This window comes from Gracilinema caldarium DSM 7334 (assembly GCF_000219725.1).
Lineage (GTDB): Bacteria > Spirochaetota > Spirochaetia > Treponematales > Breznakiellaceae > Gracilinema > Gracilinema caldarium.
Genome location: NC_015732.1, coordinates 2,152,514 through 2,169,018 on the forward strand (window position 1 = coordinate 2,152,514; position 16,505 = coordinate 2,169,018).

The following is a 16,505-nucleotide window of genomic DNA, read 5'->3' on the forward strand; positions in this document are numbered from 1 at the left end:
TTCACTCCCTATGTGCCTGTAGCAATCTGAATGCTGGCCATCAACTTTTGAGAAAACGCTCCATCATCAAGAGTTCCATTAAGGTACTCAGTGATGAGGGATCTGATAACCTGAGGGAAAGCTTCCCAGTACCGTTCCGGCCACGCTCCCAGTTCTGCTCTCAACTGCCGTTCTTCTTGAGCCGGCATGGTTCCCGAAGAATAGGCTATAAATTGATGAACCATCGTGGCAAGCACATCAGGTGGCAGCAATTTTTGCCTGGAAGTTCCTGTTTTTCCCCGGCCCATCGATTTTCCCCGTTTCCCTGATATTTCACCGCTGTCATAGGCTTCACCATGACCAGGGCTTCCGTCACTGCCATAGTCTTCGGTGCTGCCGGCGGCGGTGGTCCGCAGGGGCACCCAGGCATTCAAAAGTTCGTCTCGTTCGGTATCGCTTAATTCAGGGGCCTCCCGCTTGAGCATTTCCGCGACCATATTCCGTACGGTCTGGCGGATTCCCACAAGACTTGCATTGACATTTACCTCCGCAGCCACCTTGTGGGCCCAGGCCTTCGGGTCCGGGAGGCCCGCCGAGCCGAACATAGCCAGGTCCCGCTTTCTGCGGACCACCGCCGCCGCGACAGCTTCAATCGAATTTTCATCAGAACGATTTAAGATATAATCCAGGACTCGCACCAATTCTGCATCAGCCATGTAATAATAGTAACTAATAAAAGCAGGCTGCTCAAGGCTGTAATGGAGAGACCACTGTTTCAAGAAAACAATGGCCTGAGGGATCGCTGCACTGCTTTTAGGTTGACGCTCTAGTCCAGGCCTGATACAACAAAGGCATATGATCATCGAATTTCTTGGAACCGGCACCAGTCATGGGGTTCCGGTTGTAGGCTGTACCTGCCCAGTCTGTACATCCAGTGATAAAAGGGATCAACGCTATCGAGCTTCTTTGTATATTCAAAGTACGACAGGCGAAACGGTTGTCATTGATACGGGACCGGAATTCCGGCTCCAGGCAATCCGTGCTCATATACAACGGCTCGATGCCATTCTATTAACCCATGCCCATGCGGACCATCTCCATGGCCTGGATGACATCCGCCCCTTAAGCTGTCAGAGACCCTTGCCGGTCTATGGAAATAGGCCGACCATAACCGAAATGAAAGAACGCTTCAGTTATGTGTTCAGGGAAACCCAGATTGGTGGTGGTAAGCCGCAAATTATCCCCATCATTGTCAGCACTGAAAATAATGAAGAGAATAATAAGAGCTGTACCTCAGACTCACAAGACTTAGCCCAACAAGATCCAGACTTAAATCTAAAAAGGGGCTTAGACCCAATACATCACATTACGCTGGGTAACCTTATCATATATCCTATACCAGTGTTTCATGGCCGGCTTTCCATACTGGGTTGGCTTATTGAGGAACAGCACTATCGGATCGCTTACCTTACAGATGTGAGCTCAATACCCCCTGCATCATACGCGATGCTTGATAACCTGGATATACTCATTATAGGAGCCCTTCGAAAACGACCACATCCAACCCATTTCAGTTTTGACGAAGCCTTCGAAATTATCCGGCAACTTAAGCCACAGCAAGTTTTTCTTACCCACCTGTGTCATGATTATTCCCATAGTGCTGTAGAGACATATATCCAAGAACAGGGGTTCGGGTTAGATAGGGTTGCACCAGCTTATGATGGGCTGAAGCTATCCCTTCCGTAACAAAATCTTTAAGGGCACGGTAATAGAAAAAAAGACCGCCTTTTCATGGCGGTCTTTTCAGCTTTCAGCCAGACAATATGCAGACTGATGCTTTGTCCAAGTTATGGAAACCTTAGACCTTCTTGGTAACATAGTCACTCTTAAGGCAGCGGGTGCAGAGCTTAAGGGTTATAGTAGTACCCTGGATTTCAGTCTTTACCTTCACTAGGTTGGGTTTCCAGGTGCGGCGGCTATGATTTTTTGCATGGCTAACCTTGTTTCCAGTTACCGTGTGTTTTCCACAAATATCGCAAGTCCGTGACATAACAAACCTTCCTTCCGGAGTATCCATACATACAAAGTATGGGCTACTATATCCTAAGCAGAAAAAAAAGTAAAGCCCTTATGCTACTTATATGATACCTATAGGCTCATTTTATTATTCATAGGCTTGCTAAAGTCGAAACAGTTTTTTTAAAGAAGCTTTTTGCATAATCCGGTAATGAAGATAGAATAGAAGTCCTGCCATAGGAACACATGCAAAGGATACAATGACCGACCAGTCGAGGGTGAGCCGATGCATCAGATTTACATCGATGATGGTTTCAAGCCCAAGACAAAACACCGTCACAGCTAGTAAAAGGATGGCAAACACATTAAGGCCCTTTCTCTGGGAGATACCGATAAAGAGAGAAGCCAAGGTGATGCACAATTCCACAAGGAGCGTAATCGGTAATCCATAACACAGGTACCAGGTAATATGACCATCGAGTACATCAAGCACAAAAATGAGGAGCGGCATACTGGGTCCCAATACAGCAAAAATAAGCCAGGGATATTTTCTAAGAATAAGGGGAATACAAATAACAAGCCACAGCATAAGAATTCCAATTCCTGCATACAGGGACCAGGAAACTTTATGTTCAGCAAAGAGATTGGCAAGAATTGTTACAACCAGGGCAATACCAGAAAAAACCGAGATAAGCTCTACCGCAATTTTACTGTTAATCCTCATATCAGAGGATTCTCTTTCTTCTGTATCACGTTGTTTACCGGACCTGAAGGTTGGATATTCTGCTGTTCCCGGAATATGCTGGGTTTCTAAACGCTGTAATTCTCCTTCCAGGGTTGGTTTTCCACAGAGCGGACACCGTTCATCGGTTTCCCGTACAATGACTAAACAAAAGGGACAATGTCTCATAGGTTTACATCTCCTTCATCATGACTGCTAATAATAAAGACATCGATTCCAAAGGATGAAATTTTGGAGAAAAAGCGGCGTTCAAAATCTGTATTCCGAACCATACTGCCAATGTTGATATAGAGCCGGTTCTGCCAGGTAAGGACCCCCACATTGGCTCCAGTGGTTCGCGCCCTTGATGGGATAAAGCTATAGCGTATCACATGGGAACTAAAGGGCTCAGGCAGTTCAACAATCCCTACATTCGACAGGGAACCGGAATAGGCACCAACACCGATGGTGGCATTGATAATACGCAGAACCAAGGTTTTAATGGGCAGAAACACTATTTTACCAAAGGGATTCCGTTCTCCTCCCACATTCCGCTTTAATTGGCGAACCAATTCCTTTTCTTCGAGCCCTAACTGCATCTGGTGATGCACCCGCCGCAGAATTTCCTCAAAGGTCCAGTGACCGAGCCGTACATCAATATGGGGAGCTACAAAGAGAAAAAAATTTCGCAGGGATTTAGAAGGATATATTTTTCGTAAATTAACTGGAACCTGAACAGAGATGATTTTTTTTGCCCTTCTTTGTTCCCGCCGGGGCAGGGCTTCATACATATCCTGCAGGACATCTATATAAGCTGCGGTTAAAAACTCAGTAAGAGAAACCTTAAAGCTCTTCGCTACAGCCAGAATCTGCTGAACCTCCATGGAACCTAAGGTTTCCCGATAGGCAATGAACATACGGGAACCGGGAATAGTAAAGGCCTGACCGGTTTTATCAGGGACTGTCGCGGTGGGGCGGAAATATTTATTATAACCATCCTCTGCTTCTTCGCTCTCTACCGGTTCCCGGGGATGTTTTATTCCTGCTTCTGTAAGAATCAGGTCTTTAACATCGGTGCCGATCCCAATTCTGCGCAGATATTCCACCGTAAGGGCCCGCATAAATGCAATCGCCCCGGCGCCATCGGTGATCACATGATGAAATTCCACCGCTATTCGTCTGCCATAGGCAAAAATACGGACCGCAGGCCGGTCAGCACCTGGCGGCATGGTGGCACAGGGGTACCGGAGTTCTTTTTCCACTCGGGGTGGTTTGGTAACCGGATCCAGGTAATGCCAGAATACGCCACTGCGCAGCCTCACAAAAAAATAGGGAAACCGGGGATAGAGCGCATCCACCGCATCCTGCAGGGCAGGAACAACAATGGGAGCATCCAGTTCCCCATAAAATCTGAATACAAAGGGGCCGGAGGCTCCAGCTATGGCGGCCATAAAGATAGCGCTATTATCCAGGGTGTAAAATGTATCGTCGTGTTTTTTATGGGGCATACCTTATATTATAGACAATTTTTTGTATTTTTTGTTGCATTTTTCATTTGCCCCTCTTTTCATCATGTACTCTGCATCGTATATTACTATTAAAGTCAGCTTTAACCAGGAGGTTATCTATGGCAACAGCATCACAGTTAGGTCCTTATTTTGGTACCCAGGCGGTCCATGGGGGACAAAAACCGGACCCCACTACCCTTTCGCGGGCACCGGCGGTGTACCGAACCAGTTCCTTTGTGTTCAAGAATGCTGAACATGCAGCAAATCTATTCGCCTTAAAGGAATTCGGGAATATTTATTCTCGGCTCGGAAATCCCACCAATGACATGCTGGAAGCCATGGTAAGCGAACTGGAAGGTGGTGCCGCATCGGTATCGGTAGCATCGGGAACTGCGGCCATATTTAATACCATCATCACCATAGCCAGGGCTGGAGATGAAATCGTTTCGGCGAGCAACCTCTATGGCGGCACCTACACCATGTTCGATGCCATTCTGCCTGACCTGGGGATCACCACCCGTTGGGCCGATATACGGAATCCTAAAAGTTTTGAAGAAGCTATTACCGAAAAATCTCGACTGATCTATGTTGAGACCATCGGGAATCCGTCCCTGGATGTGGCTGATATTGCAGCCATTGCAAAGATTGCCCACCGGCACCATCTTCCCCTCGTGGTCGATGGGACCTTCACTACCCCCTATCTGCTCAGAACCATTGAGCATGGAGCAGATATCGTCATTAACTCCCTCACCAAATGGATGGGAGGACACGGAACAGCCATCGGCGGCATCGTAACTGATGGTGGAACCTTTGACTGGGCTGATCCAAAATTTGCCCTCTTTACCCAACCCGATAAAAACTATCATGGCCTCCGCTGGGCTCTGGACCTGCCACCGGAACTGAAAAAGATTGCCTTTGCCCTGCGGTTCAGAACAGTACCCTTACGAAATCTGGGGGCCTGTCTTTCACCGGATAACGCATGGCTCTTTATCCAGGGAATTGAAACCCTTCACCTCAGAATGCCCCGCCATTGTGAAAATGCCCTGGAAGCAGCCCGTTTCCTGCAAAACCATAAACAGGTAGCCTGGGTACGTTATCCAGGCCTTGCGGAGGATCCCAGCTACCCGGTGGCTTCAAAATACTTGAGCAGGGGTTTTGGCGGTATGGTGGTCTTCGGTGTTAAGGGAGGGAAGGCCGCAGGGGAACGGTTTATTGACCGGCTTAAGCTTTTTTCTCATCTTGCCAATGTGGGGGATGCCAAATCTCTGGCACTGCACCCGGCCAGCACTTCCCATTCTCAGCTTTCTGAAGACCAGCAACGAGCTGCAGGCTTAAGTCCAGATCTCGTACGGCTTTCCATAGGACTCGAAGACATTCGGGACATACTCGCCGATCTGGAACAGGCCTTGGAAGGGTAAACAATAAGGGCTGAGCTCCCATGATGATACCATGACGGCACTATGGAGCTCAGCCTACAACACAAATATAGGCGCTTTAAAAAGTTTAAAAACTTTAAAAGCTCAGCTAAATTTTTAGAGGACCCTGAGCAAATCCCTTTATTGCAACTCCCGGATTTTTTCATGAAGCTGTTCTGCATGGGCTTTGCTTTCTTCACTGAGCTCTGTAACATCATTCACTGAGCTTAGAATAGCCTCATCCTTCTCTTTAATAATCTGGGTATCCTTCTGCAGATCAGCAAGGGAGGCCCGGGTTTTTTCTTGTAGCTTTACAAGGTTTTCTTCTGCGGCCGCAATTTCTGTTCCACCAGATTTTAACTGACTAGACATATCACTGAGCGTTTGTAATGCCTCAAGAATTTGGCGTCCTCCTTCCGCTAATTCTTCAGTAGCGGTCGTAATCTCATTGAATGCATCAATAACACTACCTATTTCTTGACGTATTTCTTGGAATGCAGTTCTGGTAATATCGCTTTCCTCAGCGGCAGTCTTAATAATCTGGATGACTTCTTTCAGCTGGCGGCCAATCTCTTTAGCATTTTTACCGGTTGTATCTGCTAGATTACGGATTTCATCAGCTACCACCGCAAATCCCCGGCCCGCATCACCCGCATGGGCCGCTTCTATGGCTGCATTCATGGAAAGAAGATTAGTCGACCCAGCTATAGCATTGATAACTGCAACCATCTGTTGAATAGAACCTATACTGCCTTCAATTTTTGCAATATACCCTAAAAGACTATTAAGCCGTTCCATGCCGTTATCGGTTGTTCCGGTGAGCTTTTCCATAGCGGTACGACGACGGGCTGCAGATTCTGCTACATTTTTTATAGAAGCGACCATTTCATTGATAGAAGCTGAGGATTCAATTTGGGCAGTAGATTCATTCTCGATACTTTGATTTAGATCAGTAATACGATGGGCGATCACTTCTACAGCCACTGCAGATTCATTGGTATTTTGTTCCAAATTATGAATCTGGTTTTCTATCTTCGCAATAGCAGAACTAGTATCAGAAACTAATCTTCGTATTTCATCCATACGAACCGAAAGATTACCAAAAGAATCAAAATTTTTTAAAGCTCCAGTAACAATATGGTTTAGCCTGTCCATTTTTTCCGTAAGTATTTTACGTTTTTCTTCAAGTTCAGTAGCGAATTTGTTAGAAATAGAAGCTGCCATAATAAGGAAATAACTTAGCAACCCATATATAACTAAACTTAACACAAGCTGGTTCAGAATTACTCCGAGAGCTATACCTGCAGGGAGAAGTCGGACCAATGAAAACAGGATAAGACCAAGGGTTCCGATACTAACAATGATGTATGCTACAAGGTTAGAAAAATTAAAGAGCATAGTAAGTGCAAGTACCAGAGTATAATAGGCTACATTACGAAATAATTGAGCTGTACTTGGTGTTTCACTGATCACCATTGACATAAGGAATAATAAAACACCGGTAGCAACTATTGTTATTCGGCTCGCCCTTATATAGTTACCCTTATGCAAGGCAATAAAGGCAATAACCATGAAGAAAAACACCACCCCTTCAAATCCAGAATTAATCAAATCCCCAGCAAGAAAGTCAGTTATAAAAGCTATTGGAAGTATAATAAGCAATACTAATAAAACCCGACGTAACAGGCTCGTTTTTCTGGCAAGTTCTTCAGCAGAAACAGGTGTACTATTAAAAAAGCTCTTCATACTACTATTATGTAATAAGTTTCATTAATCTACAAGTAGTTGTTGATCGCAGATTCTTTTCTATGCAAAACCCAGAGAAAAATCCCCAATAATTTTAAACCTTTTACCATCCCTCACTACCCGCAGGTCCCGTTCAGGGAAATAACGGGGCAGGAGGCGCTTTACCATATCCGCTGCTTCCTGCATAAGGGCTTCATACTGACCGCTGTCCAGTCGATCCAGGGTCGCTACCCGAAGATTGATTATATAGCCCCGTCCCATTTCCGAGCCAATGCCTGGAGTAAAATCGGGGGCTACCTCAAAAAGCCCATCCATTTCAGGGTCTGCGGTTTCACCCCGCCGGGGTCGATTCGGATGCACCGAGTACAGATTTCCCCAACGGTCTTCCAGCTGATGGTCCACTTCATTAAAAAGGGCCTTGAGCTGATTCTCAAAGGCCCGGAGTTTTGCATGCTGATACACCGGCTTGGACCCTATTTGTCCGGCAGTACCAGAGCGAGTACCTCTTCGTACCGTTCGACGGGATGAAACTCGAGGCCTTTTTTGACATGTTCCGGAATTTCATCCAGATCCCGCAGATTCTTTTTAGGAATAATAATATGCTTAGCCTTATTACGCTGAGCTGCTATGGTTTTTTCTTTTAAGCCGCCAATGGGAAGAACCTGGCCGGTAAGGCTCAGTTCACCGGTCATCACAATCCGGTCCATTATGGTACGATTGGTTACCAGAGAAATAAGGGCGGTGGCCATGGTAATTCCTGCGGAGGGTCCATCCTTGGGGGTTGCCCCTTCGGGGATATGGAGATGAATATGGTTTTTCTCAAACCATTCCTGTCCAATACCATATTTCTCTGAAACCAGCTTCCTCGTATAAGTATACGCAATGGTGGCACTTTCCTTCATCACCTCACCCATCTTGCCTGTCAGAGTAAGCCCTTCTTTACCAGGGGTAGCCACCGCTTCGATAATAAGGGTGTCCCCGCCCATGCTGGTCCAGGCAAGACCTATGGCCATTCCAGGCCTATCTGCCCGCTTAATATCCTCATCGGCAAAAACAGGCTTACCAAGGTATTTTTCGACCGATGATTTATCGATGACAAATTTTTCTTCTTCCTTAAGCTTATATATAGACCGCTTTTTGGGTTTTTCAGGATTATTTTTATCCTCGAAGGTTGGATATTGGATATTCACCGTCATATCCCCCACCTGTCGTTCGGTGGGGAACAACTTGACTGGATGTTCTTCCTTATGTCTGAGCTCTTCCTCATCAACTTTCAGGACCTTGCTCATGTGCTTTAAGCGCTGATCATGCAGACGGTCCATATAATCAGGTATAGTATCCAGGATGTGTTTTGCCAGCTTTCGGTGAATCTTGTCGAGGTTCTTCTCAAAGTTACGAACCCCCGCTTCCCGGGCATAGCCGTTAGCGATATAGAGCAATGCATCCCTGGTATAACGAACTTGGTTCGGCTGGAGGCCGTTCTTTTCAAGGCTCTTAGGAATAAGATATTGTTTTGCTATTTCAAGTTTTTCCAGGTCGATGTAACCTGGAATCTGTATTACTTCCATACGGTCCAGAAGCGGGCCGGGGATAGTATCCAGGGTATTGGCTGTAACAATAAAGAAAACTTGAGAAACATCAAAGGGGAGGTCCAGGTAGTGGTCCCGAAAGGCATAATTCTGTTCCGGATCCAATACTTCCAACAGGGCACTGGAGGGATCCCCCTGGTAACTGGAGCCCATTTTATCGATCTCATCAATCATAAAAACCGGATCCTTGGTCTTTACCAGTTTGAGGCCCTGAATAATTTTCCCCGGCATGGCTCCCACATAGGTCCTCCGGTGGCCTTTAATTTCCGCTTCATCCCGCATACCGCCTACGGAGAAACGGAAAAACTGTTTATTCAGCGCCCGGGCAATGGACCGGCCTACACTGGTTTTACCAACTCCAGGAGGCCCCACAAGGCAGAGAATAGTACCCTTGGTATCCTGCCTGAGTTTACGAACCGCAAGGAATTCCATGATTCGATCCTTGACATCCTTAAGGCCATAATGATCTTCTTCAAGAACCTTTCGGGCATATTCCATATCCAGGGGTTTGCCGCTCACCGCATCCCAGGGAAGATTTAACACCGTGTCAAGATAATTTCGGGTGACGATAAATTCACTGGAGTTGGGGTCCATAAGGCTGAATTTTTCCAGTTCCTGGTCTATGACCTCCAAAATATCAGGTTCCAAATGGAGCTGGTAAAGCTTATCCCTGAATTTCTGGTATTCACTGCTCTTAGCATCGGTGGTCATTCCAAGCTCTTTTTTAATAGCCTTGAGCTCTTCCCGCAGAAAATATTCACGCTGACTTTTTTCTATTTTTTCATTTATTTCATTTTGTATTTTCTTTTGTATTTTTAGAAGTTCCTGTTCCTTTTTTATAAAGACCAGCACCTGCTCCATCCGTTTGCGGACATTAAGAATTTCCAGAATACGCTGTTGTTCAATCTTATCAATATTGAGGATGCTTGCGATAAAATCGGCGATTTTTCCCGGATGATCGATATTGATCATGTTAAGCCGCATTTCTTCAGAAAAGAGGGGGTTATTTTCCGAGACCTGTTTCATCTCGCTGATGAGCGCCCGGGTCAGAGCCTTAACTTCGCTGGTATCATCTTCTTCATCTTCCAGGTACTCGACTGCGGCTACTATGGGGTTTGCCTCATTCAGAGCCTTTTTTATTCTGAACCGTTTCATGGTGGAGATGAATATGTTCACTCCACCATCGGGAAGGTTAATCTTTTTAACAATTTTCGCTACCGTTCCAACCTTGTAGAGGTCGTCGATAGTTGGGCTTTCGGTCTCATTTTGTAACATGACAAGCCCAATGAGTCCGTCACCTACCATGGCTTCATCCACTACTTTTACATCGGCGGGATTACCGATCATGATGGGTGTAAAAATACCGGGGAAAATAGGACGGCCCATGAGGGCTACCAGATATAGTTTATTTGGAAGTATTTGCTCAATAGGAACAATTCCCTGTTCTGACATATAAACCTCTTTAAAAGTAATTGCCTTGCCTAAAATATGATAAAATTTGCTTAAAAAGGCAAGAATTGGGGGTAAGATTGATGAAAACCTGGGAGAAACCTACAATTAAGCGGTCAAGATGATGAAAAAGGAAAATGAATCTTTACCGTAGTTCCACTAGGTCCTGTCTCAAGGCTCAGGGTTCCCCTAATCTGACTGGTCAATGCCTCTAGAATGATACTGCCGGTCCCTGTTCCATTCTGCGCCGTTCCAGTATGCTTTGGATGAAAGCCACAGCCATCATCCTGCACAGCAAGAATAAAAAAGTCATCTTGAACATGAAGACCTATGGTAATATGCCCCTCAGATTTTCCAGAAAAGGCATACTTAAAAGCATTTGTCACCAGTTCCACAATAATGAGCGCACAGGGAATAGCCCTTTCGAGCGGTAATTGTACATCATCTGCATCCACTGATATAAAAATAGGAATCAGCAACGAATGGTAAGATGCAAGATTTTCTGATAATCGGGAGAGATATGCGGCCATAGGGACTGTGCTCAAAGAGCCGGAAGTATAGACTGTTTCATGCACCATAGACATGGCGTAGACCTTTTCTTCCAGCTCAACAAGAATATTTCGTGTATGTTCATCCTCAAGACCATCTGCTTCCAGATGCAAGAGACTTACAATTACCTGCAGGTTATTTTTTACCCGATGATGGACCTCTTTAAGGAGAATATCCTTATCTGTGAGAGACTGTTTAAGAGAATGAAGGGTAGACTCAAGTTGTAAAAACAGGTTTCGGAACGATCGAGCCAGAGAACCAAGCTCAGTTTTTCTTTGGGCAATTGAATTGAGTAACCTTTCCTCTTCTGGAGAGAAGTTGAGCGTTTGCTGAGATTCGAAACTGAGACGGCTTAACAACTCAGTAAATGTACGAATGGGTGTATTTACTGCGGTTACAATCCCATACACAATAATAAAAAACACGATAAGAGCAACAATATAGACAACTAAAAGATTCGACAGCATTGTTACGAGCTGGGTTCTGAATGCTGTTTCCGGTAGGGCTACTGTTACCAGCCAGGATGTTTTGATTCGACCTTGATACTCTAGGGTTATAAACCGATAGGGTTCACCCTGAATATAAAGTGTTCTGGTAGTATCTGCTACTTCAGGAAAAAAGGTATACAGTTCCGGTTTTCCCTGATTAGCATTAATGAGTACCTTTCCCTCTTTGTTCCGGATAATAACATATCCTGAAAATTCATGTGCAAGAATATTCAATCGTTTCGTAATATCATCCAAGAGAATATCAACTGTTATTACCCCGCGAACTGTTCCATTATTCTTATAGAGGGGAAGGCTTGCAGCAATTACTTGATTACCTGTTGAAACAAGATGATAGGGCTCTGAAAAAGTTATGTGCCCTGCAGCAATTGCATTCTGATACCAGGGCCGTTTTCGTGGATCGTAGTCAGGACGACGAGCGTGTTCCATTTCAGCACCGTCTTGGGTTGTATAAAACCAAAGGAGATCACCACCGGTCTCTTTTCCTGCCCTGCCATAGCGGATGCTACCATCCTCCATTCGTTGAACCTCAGCATATTCGCCATCGTTAAAACCAGCGGCAATGATATGCAGTTCCCGAAAAGATTCAAGTTCTTTCTTAAAAAGGCGAAGGAGAGTTTCAGGGCCGAGGTCTGGATCAATCTCGAAAAGAATACGGTCTGTCTCAAGCAAGGTAATAGTATTTTCTAGATAAGCAGAAAATTGCTCAAACACAAGCCGGGAAGAACGTTCTGCAAGATCCTGAATACTCGCATCGGAAAAGGCCCGTAATCCCCGGGCTGAAATAAACCAGGATACGGCAAACACAAAAGCAAGTAATACACTAAAGGCTCCAAAAAGAGTCCGTTTTAGCTTTCCTCTGCTGAATAACCAGAAAAAAGTATCAGTAAGTCGTTGAAGTAAATTGTGCATCGCCTTGTTTTTAATAATATACCATACTATTGATCGATTAATAGGGGGAGACTTTCTGTATTTTTGATTTTTTTAAGTTTTATTGTAATAATAATTCCTTTGCTTTACAATAGGAACTAGAAGGAGCATCTGATGTATATAGCTTTGCTTCATTACCACCTGCTCCGGGGCGGTGTTTCCTTAGTACTCCATCATCAGGCAGAATTACTTTCGAAAGCGGGTTACCAGGTTCTTATCATTGTTGGTGAAGCCCCCGTTGAAACGTTACATATTCCTACGGCTGTGTTACCCCTTCTCGCCTATGATTCAGTGCGTACAGCGCCTGGTTCTGCCGAAGATACCCCTGAATCCCTCGCTCAGAATATACAAAACGCCATGCTGAACCATTGGGGAAGGCTCGCAGATGTGCTCCATGTGCATAATCCTCTCTTGCGTAAAAATCGATTGCTACTGCCTGCGTTAAGTCTGCTTCAGAAGCAGGGAGTGAACCTCCTGCTTCATAATCATGATTTTGCGGAAGATTTCAGACCTGATGTTTACAATACGGACCAGAATTATCCTGAAAACTGTCACTATGGAGTGATTAACCGCAGGGATTATTCGTTCCTGCATCGAGCAGGCCTTAAAAAAGAGGGTCTTCATTTTTTACCCAACGCGGTGCTTCCTTTGCAGTACACCAAAGGACTTGCACGGCGGCGTTTTGTCTATCCTGTACGGGCTATACGGAGAAAAAATATTGGGGAAGCACTCCTCCTTTCGCTCTTTTTACCAAAGGGTACAAGCATCGCCATAACCCTACCTCCCACAGCAACAAGCCCTGATCTTCCCTACTATGAATTCTGGAAGCGGGTCGCCCACGAATTAAATCTCCCGGTTGAATTTGAGGTGGGTCTTCATGAAGGTATTGCCGATATTATGGGAAGTGCTCAGGCTGTTGTAACCACTTCGGTAAAAGAAGGCTTTGGTTTTTCCTTTCTCGAACCCTGGACTGCGGATCTGCCAGTTCTAGGACGACGGATTGGCCAAATCTGCTCAGACTTTGAGCGGGATGGTATCCAGTTCCCCCACATGTACGACGGGCTCCTTATTCCTATGGCTTATTTATCGCCGCCACTCCTCAGGAAAAAACTGGAACAGGTGTTAATAGAAACCTGTACAGCCTTTGGTCTTGAAATAGAATGTCATACCCTTAAAACACTAACCGATGATATCTTCTCTCAGGAGGTCTTTGACTTTGGCAAGCTCGATGAGGAATTCCAGATGGACATTCTCGAAATGGTAGCATCCAATGCGATAGCCCGACAGGATATCATCGATATTAATCCCTTTTTGGCAACCCTGGCAAGCTGGGACATGAATACCCATGAGGATATCATTCAGGCTAATAAAGAACTGGTTTTACTTCATTATAGTATGGAACATGCACTCAATCAGCTTCAGATGGCCTATACAAAGATTACTGCAACCCCCGTTCAACATCGTCTTTCAAAAAGTGTACTTCTGGATCTCTTTCTGGACCCTCTTAAGCTGTATCCTGTTGGTATTATCCACAAAGGAAGTCATTTGTCACTCCCCGGCTCTGATTCACAGGCCTTCTCAAAGGCAGAGCCCCAATGAATTTACATAGGTTAACCCCAATGGAAAAACTGCGTCAGGAAACTCATCTGGTGTCGTTAATTCAGAAATTATCCAAAGCAACTGCGGTTGTTCCCCCACAATGCCTTCCCCTACAATTCGAGCCCTACCGTTCAAGCCGAATAATCAAGCACTCTCAGGGTGGTTCTAAGGTCAATATTCAGCTTAATGGCCCTCTCTCAGATATTAGGGTCATCCTCTTTGATATTTATGGTACCCTGTTTTCTTCCGCCGCGGGCGATATTGGTACCGAAGGCCCGCCACTCTTTAAATGTCCAGAACCTGACTCAGTTTTGACCTGTTATGAACAGGAAGCGGCTTATTTCCGTAAAGCCGTGCTGGAGCGGCATCTTACTGCTTATGCAGTAACACCCTATCCTGAAGTGCGGGTAGAAGAAATCTGGGAAGCCTATCAGGATAAACCAGAGAACCTATCTGGGGCTGAGTATGCACTCCGTTACGAATTGGAACATAATCCGGTTACACCTATGCCAGGAGCTCTGAACTGCATACGCACATTACTAGAAAAAGGATTCGAACTCGGTATTGTATCGAATGCCCAGTTTTATACGCCCCTCCTTTTCAAAGCTTTTTGGGGAGCAGACCCAATTGAGTTAGGTTTTACCGAAGCTTTTATTGCATATTCATATATCCATGGCAGGGCTAAACCGGATCCTGAATTATTCAAGATCGTACTGGATGAAGTAAGATCAAAAGGATATCAGGTTGATGAATGTCTCTATGTGGGCAACGATATGCTTAATGATGTATTTGGTGCAAAAAATGTAGGCATGCGAGCAGCCCTCTTTGCAGGGGATAAGAAATCTTTACGACTCCGAGAAGATAATCCCCTCTGTAAAGACCTCCTGCCTGACCTTGTGATAGATTCCCTCACAGATTTACCCCATTGTGTGGCCAAGGGTCCTAATTATGGATAAACAGGATTTACTCCATTTTTCAGTATCATCCCTTTGCCGTGGGATGGATGTCCTTACTCTTAAGGAACTTATGAAGGGGGTTCCCTGTCGAATTATCTTAAAGCCGAAAGGGTCCTTGGTTTTGGCCGCCGGGAGCCGTTATAACGAACTGCATCTTTTATTGGAAGGCTCGGTACAGGCGGTTATGGAACATGAAAATGGTAAATCTGTTGTCATAGAGACCATAGAAGCTCCAGATCCGATTGCCCCTGCCATCCTCTTTGCTCCCTGTCAAGTTCTTCCGGTTACAGTGTTAGCTGAGTCAGACTGCAGAATGCTGGTTTTGCCTCTGGAAACCATACTTGACCTTTGCCAAAAAGACCGGCAGTTCCTCATCAATTTTCTCACTGAGATTGGCGGAAAACTGTCTCTTTTTGCAGAAAAATTTAAACTCCTTGAATTTTCGAGCCTTCGCAAGCGGATTGCGGTTTTTCTTGCCCACAGGCTCGATGGTACAACCTATACACTACCTTTCCCTAAGGAAAAATTAGCGGAATATCTTTCGGTAGCCCGGCCCAGTCTTTCCCGGGAATTGTCTGAAATGGCTGCAGAGGGAATCTTGAAAATCGAAGGGCGAACCATTACTGTATTGGATAAGAAACGATTTCATTTTCTTATAACGGAGTAACCCTAATGACTCAAAAACGCCCCAAGACCCGTCTTGAACGATTTTTGTCCCAACTTATGCTTGTCTTTATTGTGATTCTTCTGATTATTGGCATCCTTGCCCTCATGCAGGCTACCTTGCATCCCTTTGATCCGGTGGTTTCGAAGGCAGAGCTAACCCTCAGTACCCTGGATAAAACCTTAGACAGTTCCCTTTTCTCAGGGGTATCTCTGGGCACCATCGTGGTAATTCTTTCAATTCTCACCTTATCCATGGCTGGTCAGGGCGTACATAAACGGCAGTACATGGTATCCTATTGGCGGGGTATCCTTTCATCGCTTATCTTCTTTGTGTCCGATGCTTTTTATCGATATGTCAGATCCCAGGGAATGCTCTATTACTCCGCCTCCCTCGCACTCTTTATTGTCCTAATGCTTATATTAGTGGAAATTATTTCCCGATGGGGATCGGTTACCGAAGAACGGGAACGGCGGACCGAACTACTTGCTTCTATAGTGTCTGGTTTAAGTTTCGGACTTCTCATTCAGGCCTTTGAAGCTTTTATAGCTATAGCAAAAGCTAAAGTGCCGGAATTATTACATGTATTCATGTAGCAAGTTAGGTACATCATGAACCTGCAGGAACTGTTACAATTATTACCCAGGGTGCTCACTTCCTGGGAAGTGCTGGGCGTTACGGTTGTTCTTGTTATGTATTTCTTTCTGGTTTTTTATGTCGCCCGGCTCTACAGCCGCCCTAAGTCATTTTCCATGATGGCCTCACCAAAAAAGCCCGCTAAAACGAAGCCTGAAACCAAGGCTCCCGCTGAACCGGAAGTCGAAGATTGATGGGACTTATGGTTGAGTGCAACCGTGAGTCCCCAATGTTCGAGCCGC

The 16,505-nt window shown here is 45.3% G+C and carries 15 protein-coding genes; 7 read left to right on the forward strand and 8 right to left on the reverse strand.

Translation table 11 applies throughout. The features are described from left to right. Positions 1 to 8: 8 nt before the first annotated feature. On the reverse strand, positions 9 to 695 hold the full coding sequence (locus SPICA_RS14920) for a hypothetical protein (protein WP_013969358.1): 687 nt from the start codon (positions 693 to 695) through the stop codon (positions 9 to 11). Between the two features lie 139 nt (positions 696 to 834). Here SPICA_RS14920 and SPICA_RS09860 point away from each other — a divergent pair, with 139 nt between their 5' ends. Then, on the forward strand, positions 835 to 1,725 hold the full coding sequence (locus tag SPICA_RS09860) for an MBL fold metallo-hydrolase (protein ID WP_013969359.1): 891 nt from the start codon (positions 835 to 837) through the stop codon (positions 1,723 to 1,725). Between the two features lie 112 nt (positions 1,726 to 1,837). Here the strand turns inward: SPICA_RS09860 and rpmB are convergent, their stop codons facing one another. The 3 genes from rpmB to SPICA_RS09875 form a co-directional block, all read right to left on the reverse strand. Beyond that, positions 1,838 to 2,029: a 50S ribosomal protein L28 gene (rpmB, locus tag SPICA_RS09865; RefSeq protein ID WP_013969360.1), complete on the reverse strand. Its 192-nt coding sequence runs from the start codon at positions 2,027 to 2,029 to the stop codon at positions 1,838 to 1,840. Between the two features lie 129 nt (positions 2,030 to 2,158). Beyond that, a complete protein-coding gene (locus tag SPICA_RS09870; RefSeq protein ID WP_013969361.1) occupies positions 2,159 to 2,905 on the reverse strand; it encodes a DUF6320 domain-containing protein in 747 nt (248 codons plus the stop codon). Then, on the reverse strand, positions 2,902 to 4,224 hold the full coding sequence (locus tag SPICA_RS09875; RefSeq protein ID WP_013969362.1) for a condensation domain-containing protein: 1,323 nt from the start codon (positions 4,222 to 4,224) through the stop codon (positions 2,902 to 2,904). The genes SPICA_RS09870 and SPICA_RS09875 overlap by 4 nt, the downstream gene beginning before the upstream one ends. A gap of 119 nt (positions 4,225 to 4,343) precedes the next feature. Between SPICA_RS09875 and SPICA_RS09880 the strand changes: the two genes are divergently transcribed. Further along, the gene (locus SPICA_RS09880; RefSeq protein WP_013969363.1) at positions 4,344 to 5,642 is read left to right on the forward strand and encodes an O-acetylhomoserine aminocarboxypropyltransferase/cysteine synthase family protein; all 1,299 of its coding nucleotides are present in this window, start codon (positions 4,344 to 4,346) and stop codon (positions 5,640 to 5,642) included. A 138-nt stretch (positions 5,643 to 5,780) separates the two neighbouring features. Here SPICA_RS09880 and SPICA_RS09885 read toward each other — a convergent pair whose 3' ends face one another. From SPICA_RS09885 to SPICA_RS14925, 4 genes are all read right to left on the reverse strand, one after another. Beyond that, positions 5,781 to 7,385 (reverse strand): methyl-accepting chemotaxis protein, encoded by a 1,605-nt coding sequence (locus tag SPICA_RS09885; protein WP_013969364.1) that lies wholly within the window; start codon positions 7,383 to 7,385, stop codon positions 5,781 to 5,783. 60 nt (positions 7,386 to 7,445) lie between these two features. Continuing rightward, on the reverse strand, positions 7,446 to 7,847 hold the full coding sequence (locus tag SPICA_RS09890) for a hypothetical protein (protein WP_013969365.1): 402 nt from the start codon (positions 7,845 to 7,847) through the stop codon (positions 7,446 to 7,448). An 11-nt stretch (positions 7,848 to 7,858) separates the two neighbouring features. Further along, positions 7,859 to 10,426 carry an endopeptidase La gene (lon, locus tag SPICA_RS09895; RefSeq protein ID WP_013969366.1) on the reverse strand — a complete coding sequence of 856 codons (2,568 nt, stop codon included), beginning with the start codon at positions 10,424 to 10,426 and terminating at the stop codon, positions 7,859 to 7,861. A 113-nt stretch (positions 10,427 to 10,539) separates the two neighbouring features. Further along, positions 10,540 to 12,390: a histidine kinase dimerization/phosphoacceptor domain -containing protein gene (locus SPICA_RS14925; protein WP_013969367.1), complete on the reverse strand. Its 1,851-nt coding sequence runs from the start codon at positions 12,388 to 12,390 to the stop codon at positions 10,540 to 10,542. A 132-nt stretch (positions 12,391 to 12,522) separates the two neighbouring features. Here SPICA_RS14925 and SPICA_RS09905 point away from each other — a divergent pair, with 132 nt between their 5' ends. From SPICA_RS09905 to SPICA_RS09925, 5 genes are read left to right on the forward strand one after another with little or no spacing between them, the layout of a single operon-like run. Beyond that, the gene (locus SPICA_RS09905; protein ID WP_013969368.1) at positions 12,523 to 14,007 is read left to right on the forward strand and encodes a glycosyltransferase family protein; all 1,485 of its coding nucleotides are present in this window, start codon (positions 12,523 to 12,525) and stop codon (positions 14,005 to 14,007) included. 20 nt (positions 14,008 to 14,027) lie between these two features. Continuing rightward, complete coding sequence (locus SPICA_RS09910; RefSeq protein ID WP_169311873.1) at positions 14,028 to 14,963, forward strand: HAD family hydrolase; 936 nt, start codon at positions 14,028 to 14,030, stop codon at positions 14,961 to 14,963. Continuing rightward, positions 14,956 to 15,630, forward strand: coding sequence for a Crp/Fnr family transcriptional regulator (locus tag SPICA_RS09915; protein WP_013969370.1), 675 nt, complete (start codon positions 14,956 to 14,958; stop codon positions 15,628 to 15,630). Before SPICA_RS09910 ends, SPICA_RS09915 begins: the two co-directional genes overlap by 8 nt. 5 nt (positions 15,631 to 15,635) lie before the next feature. After that, positions 15,636 to 16,223, forward strand: coding sequence for a hypothetical protein (locus tag SPICA_RS09920; protein WP_013969371.1), 588 nt, complete (start codon positions 15,636 to 15,638; stop codon positions 16,221 to 16,223). Positions 16,224 to 16,238: 15 nt separating this feature from the next. Beyond that, on the forward strand, positions 16,239 to 16,457 hold the full coding sequence (locus SPICA_RS09925) for a hypothetical protein (protein ID WP_013969372.1): 219 nt from the start codon (positions 16,239 to 16,241) through the stop codon (positions 16,455 to 16,457). The last annotated feature ends 48 nt before the right edge of the window (positions 16,458 to 16,505 follow it).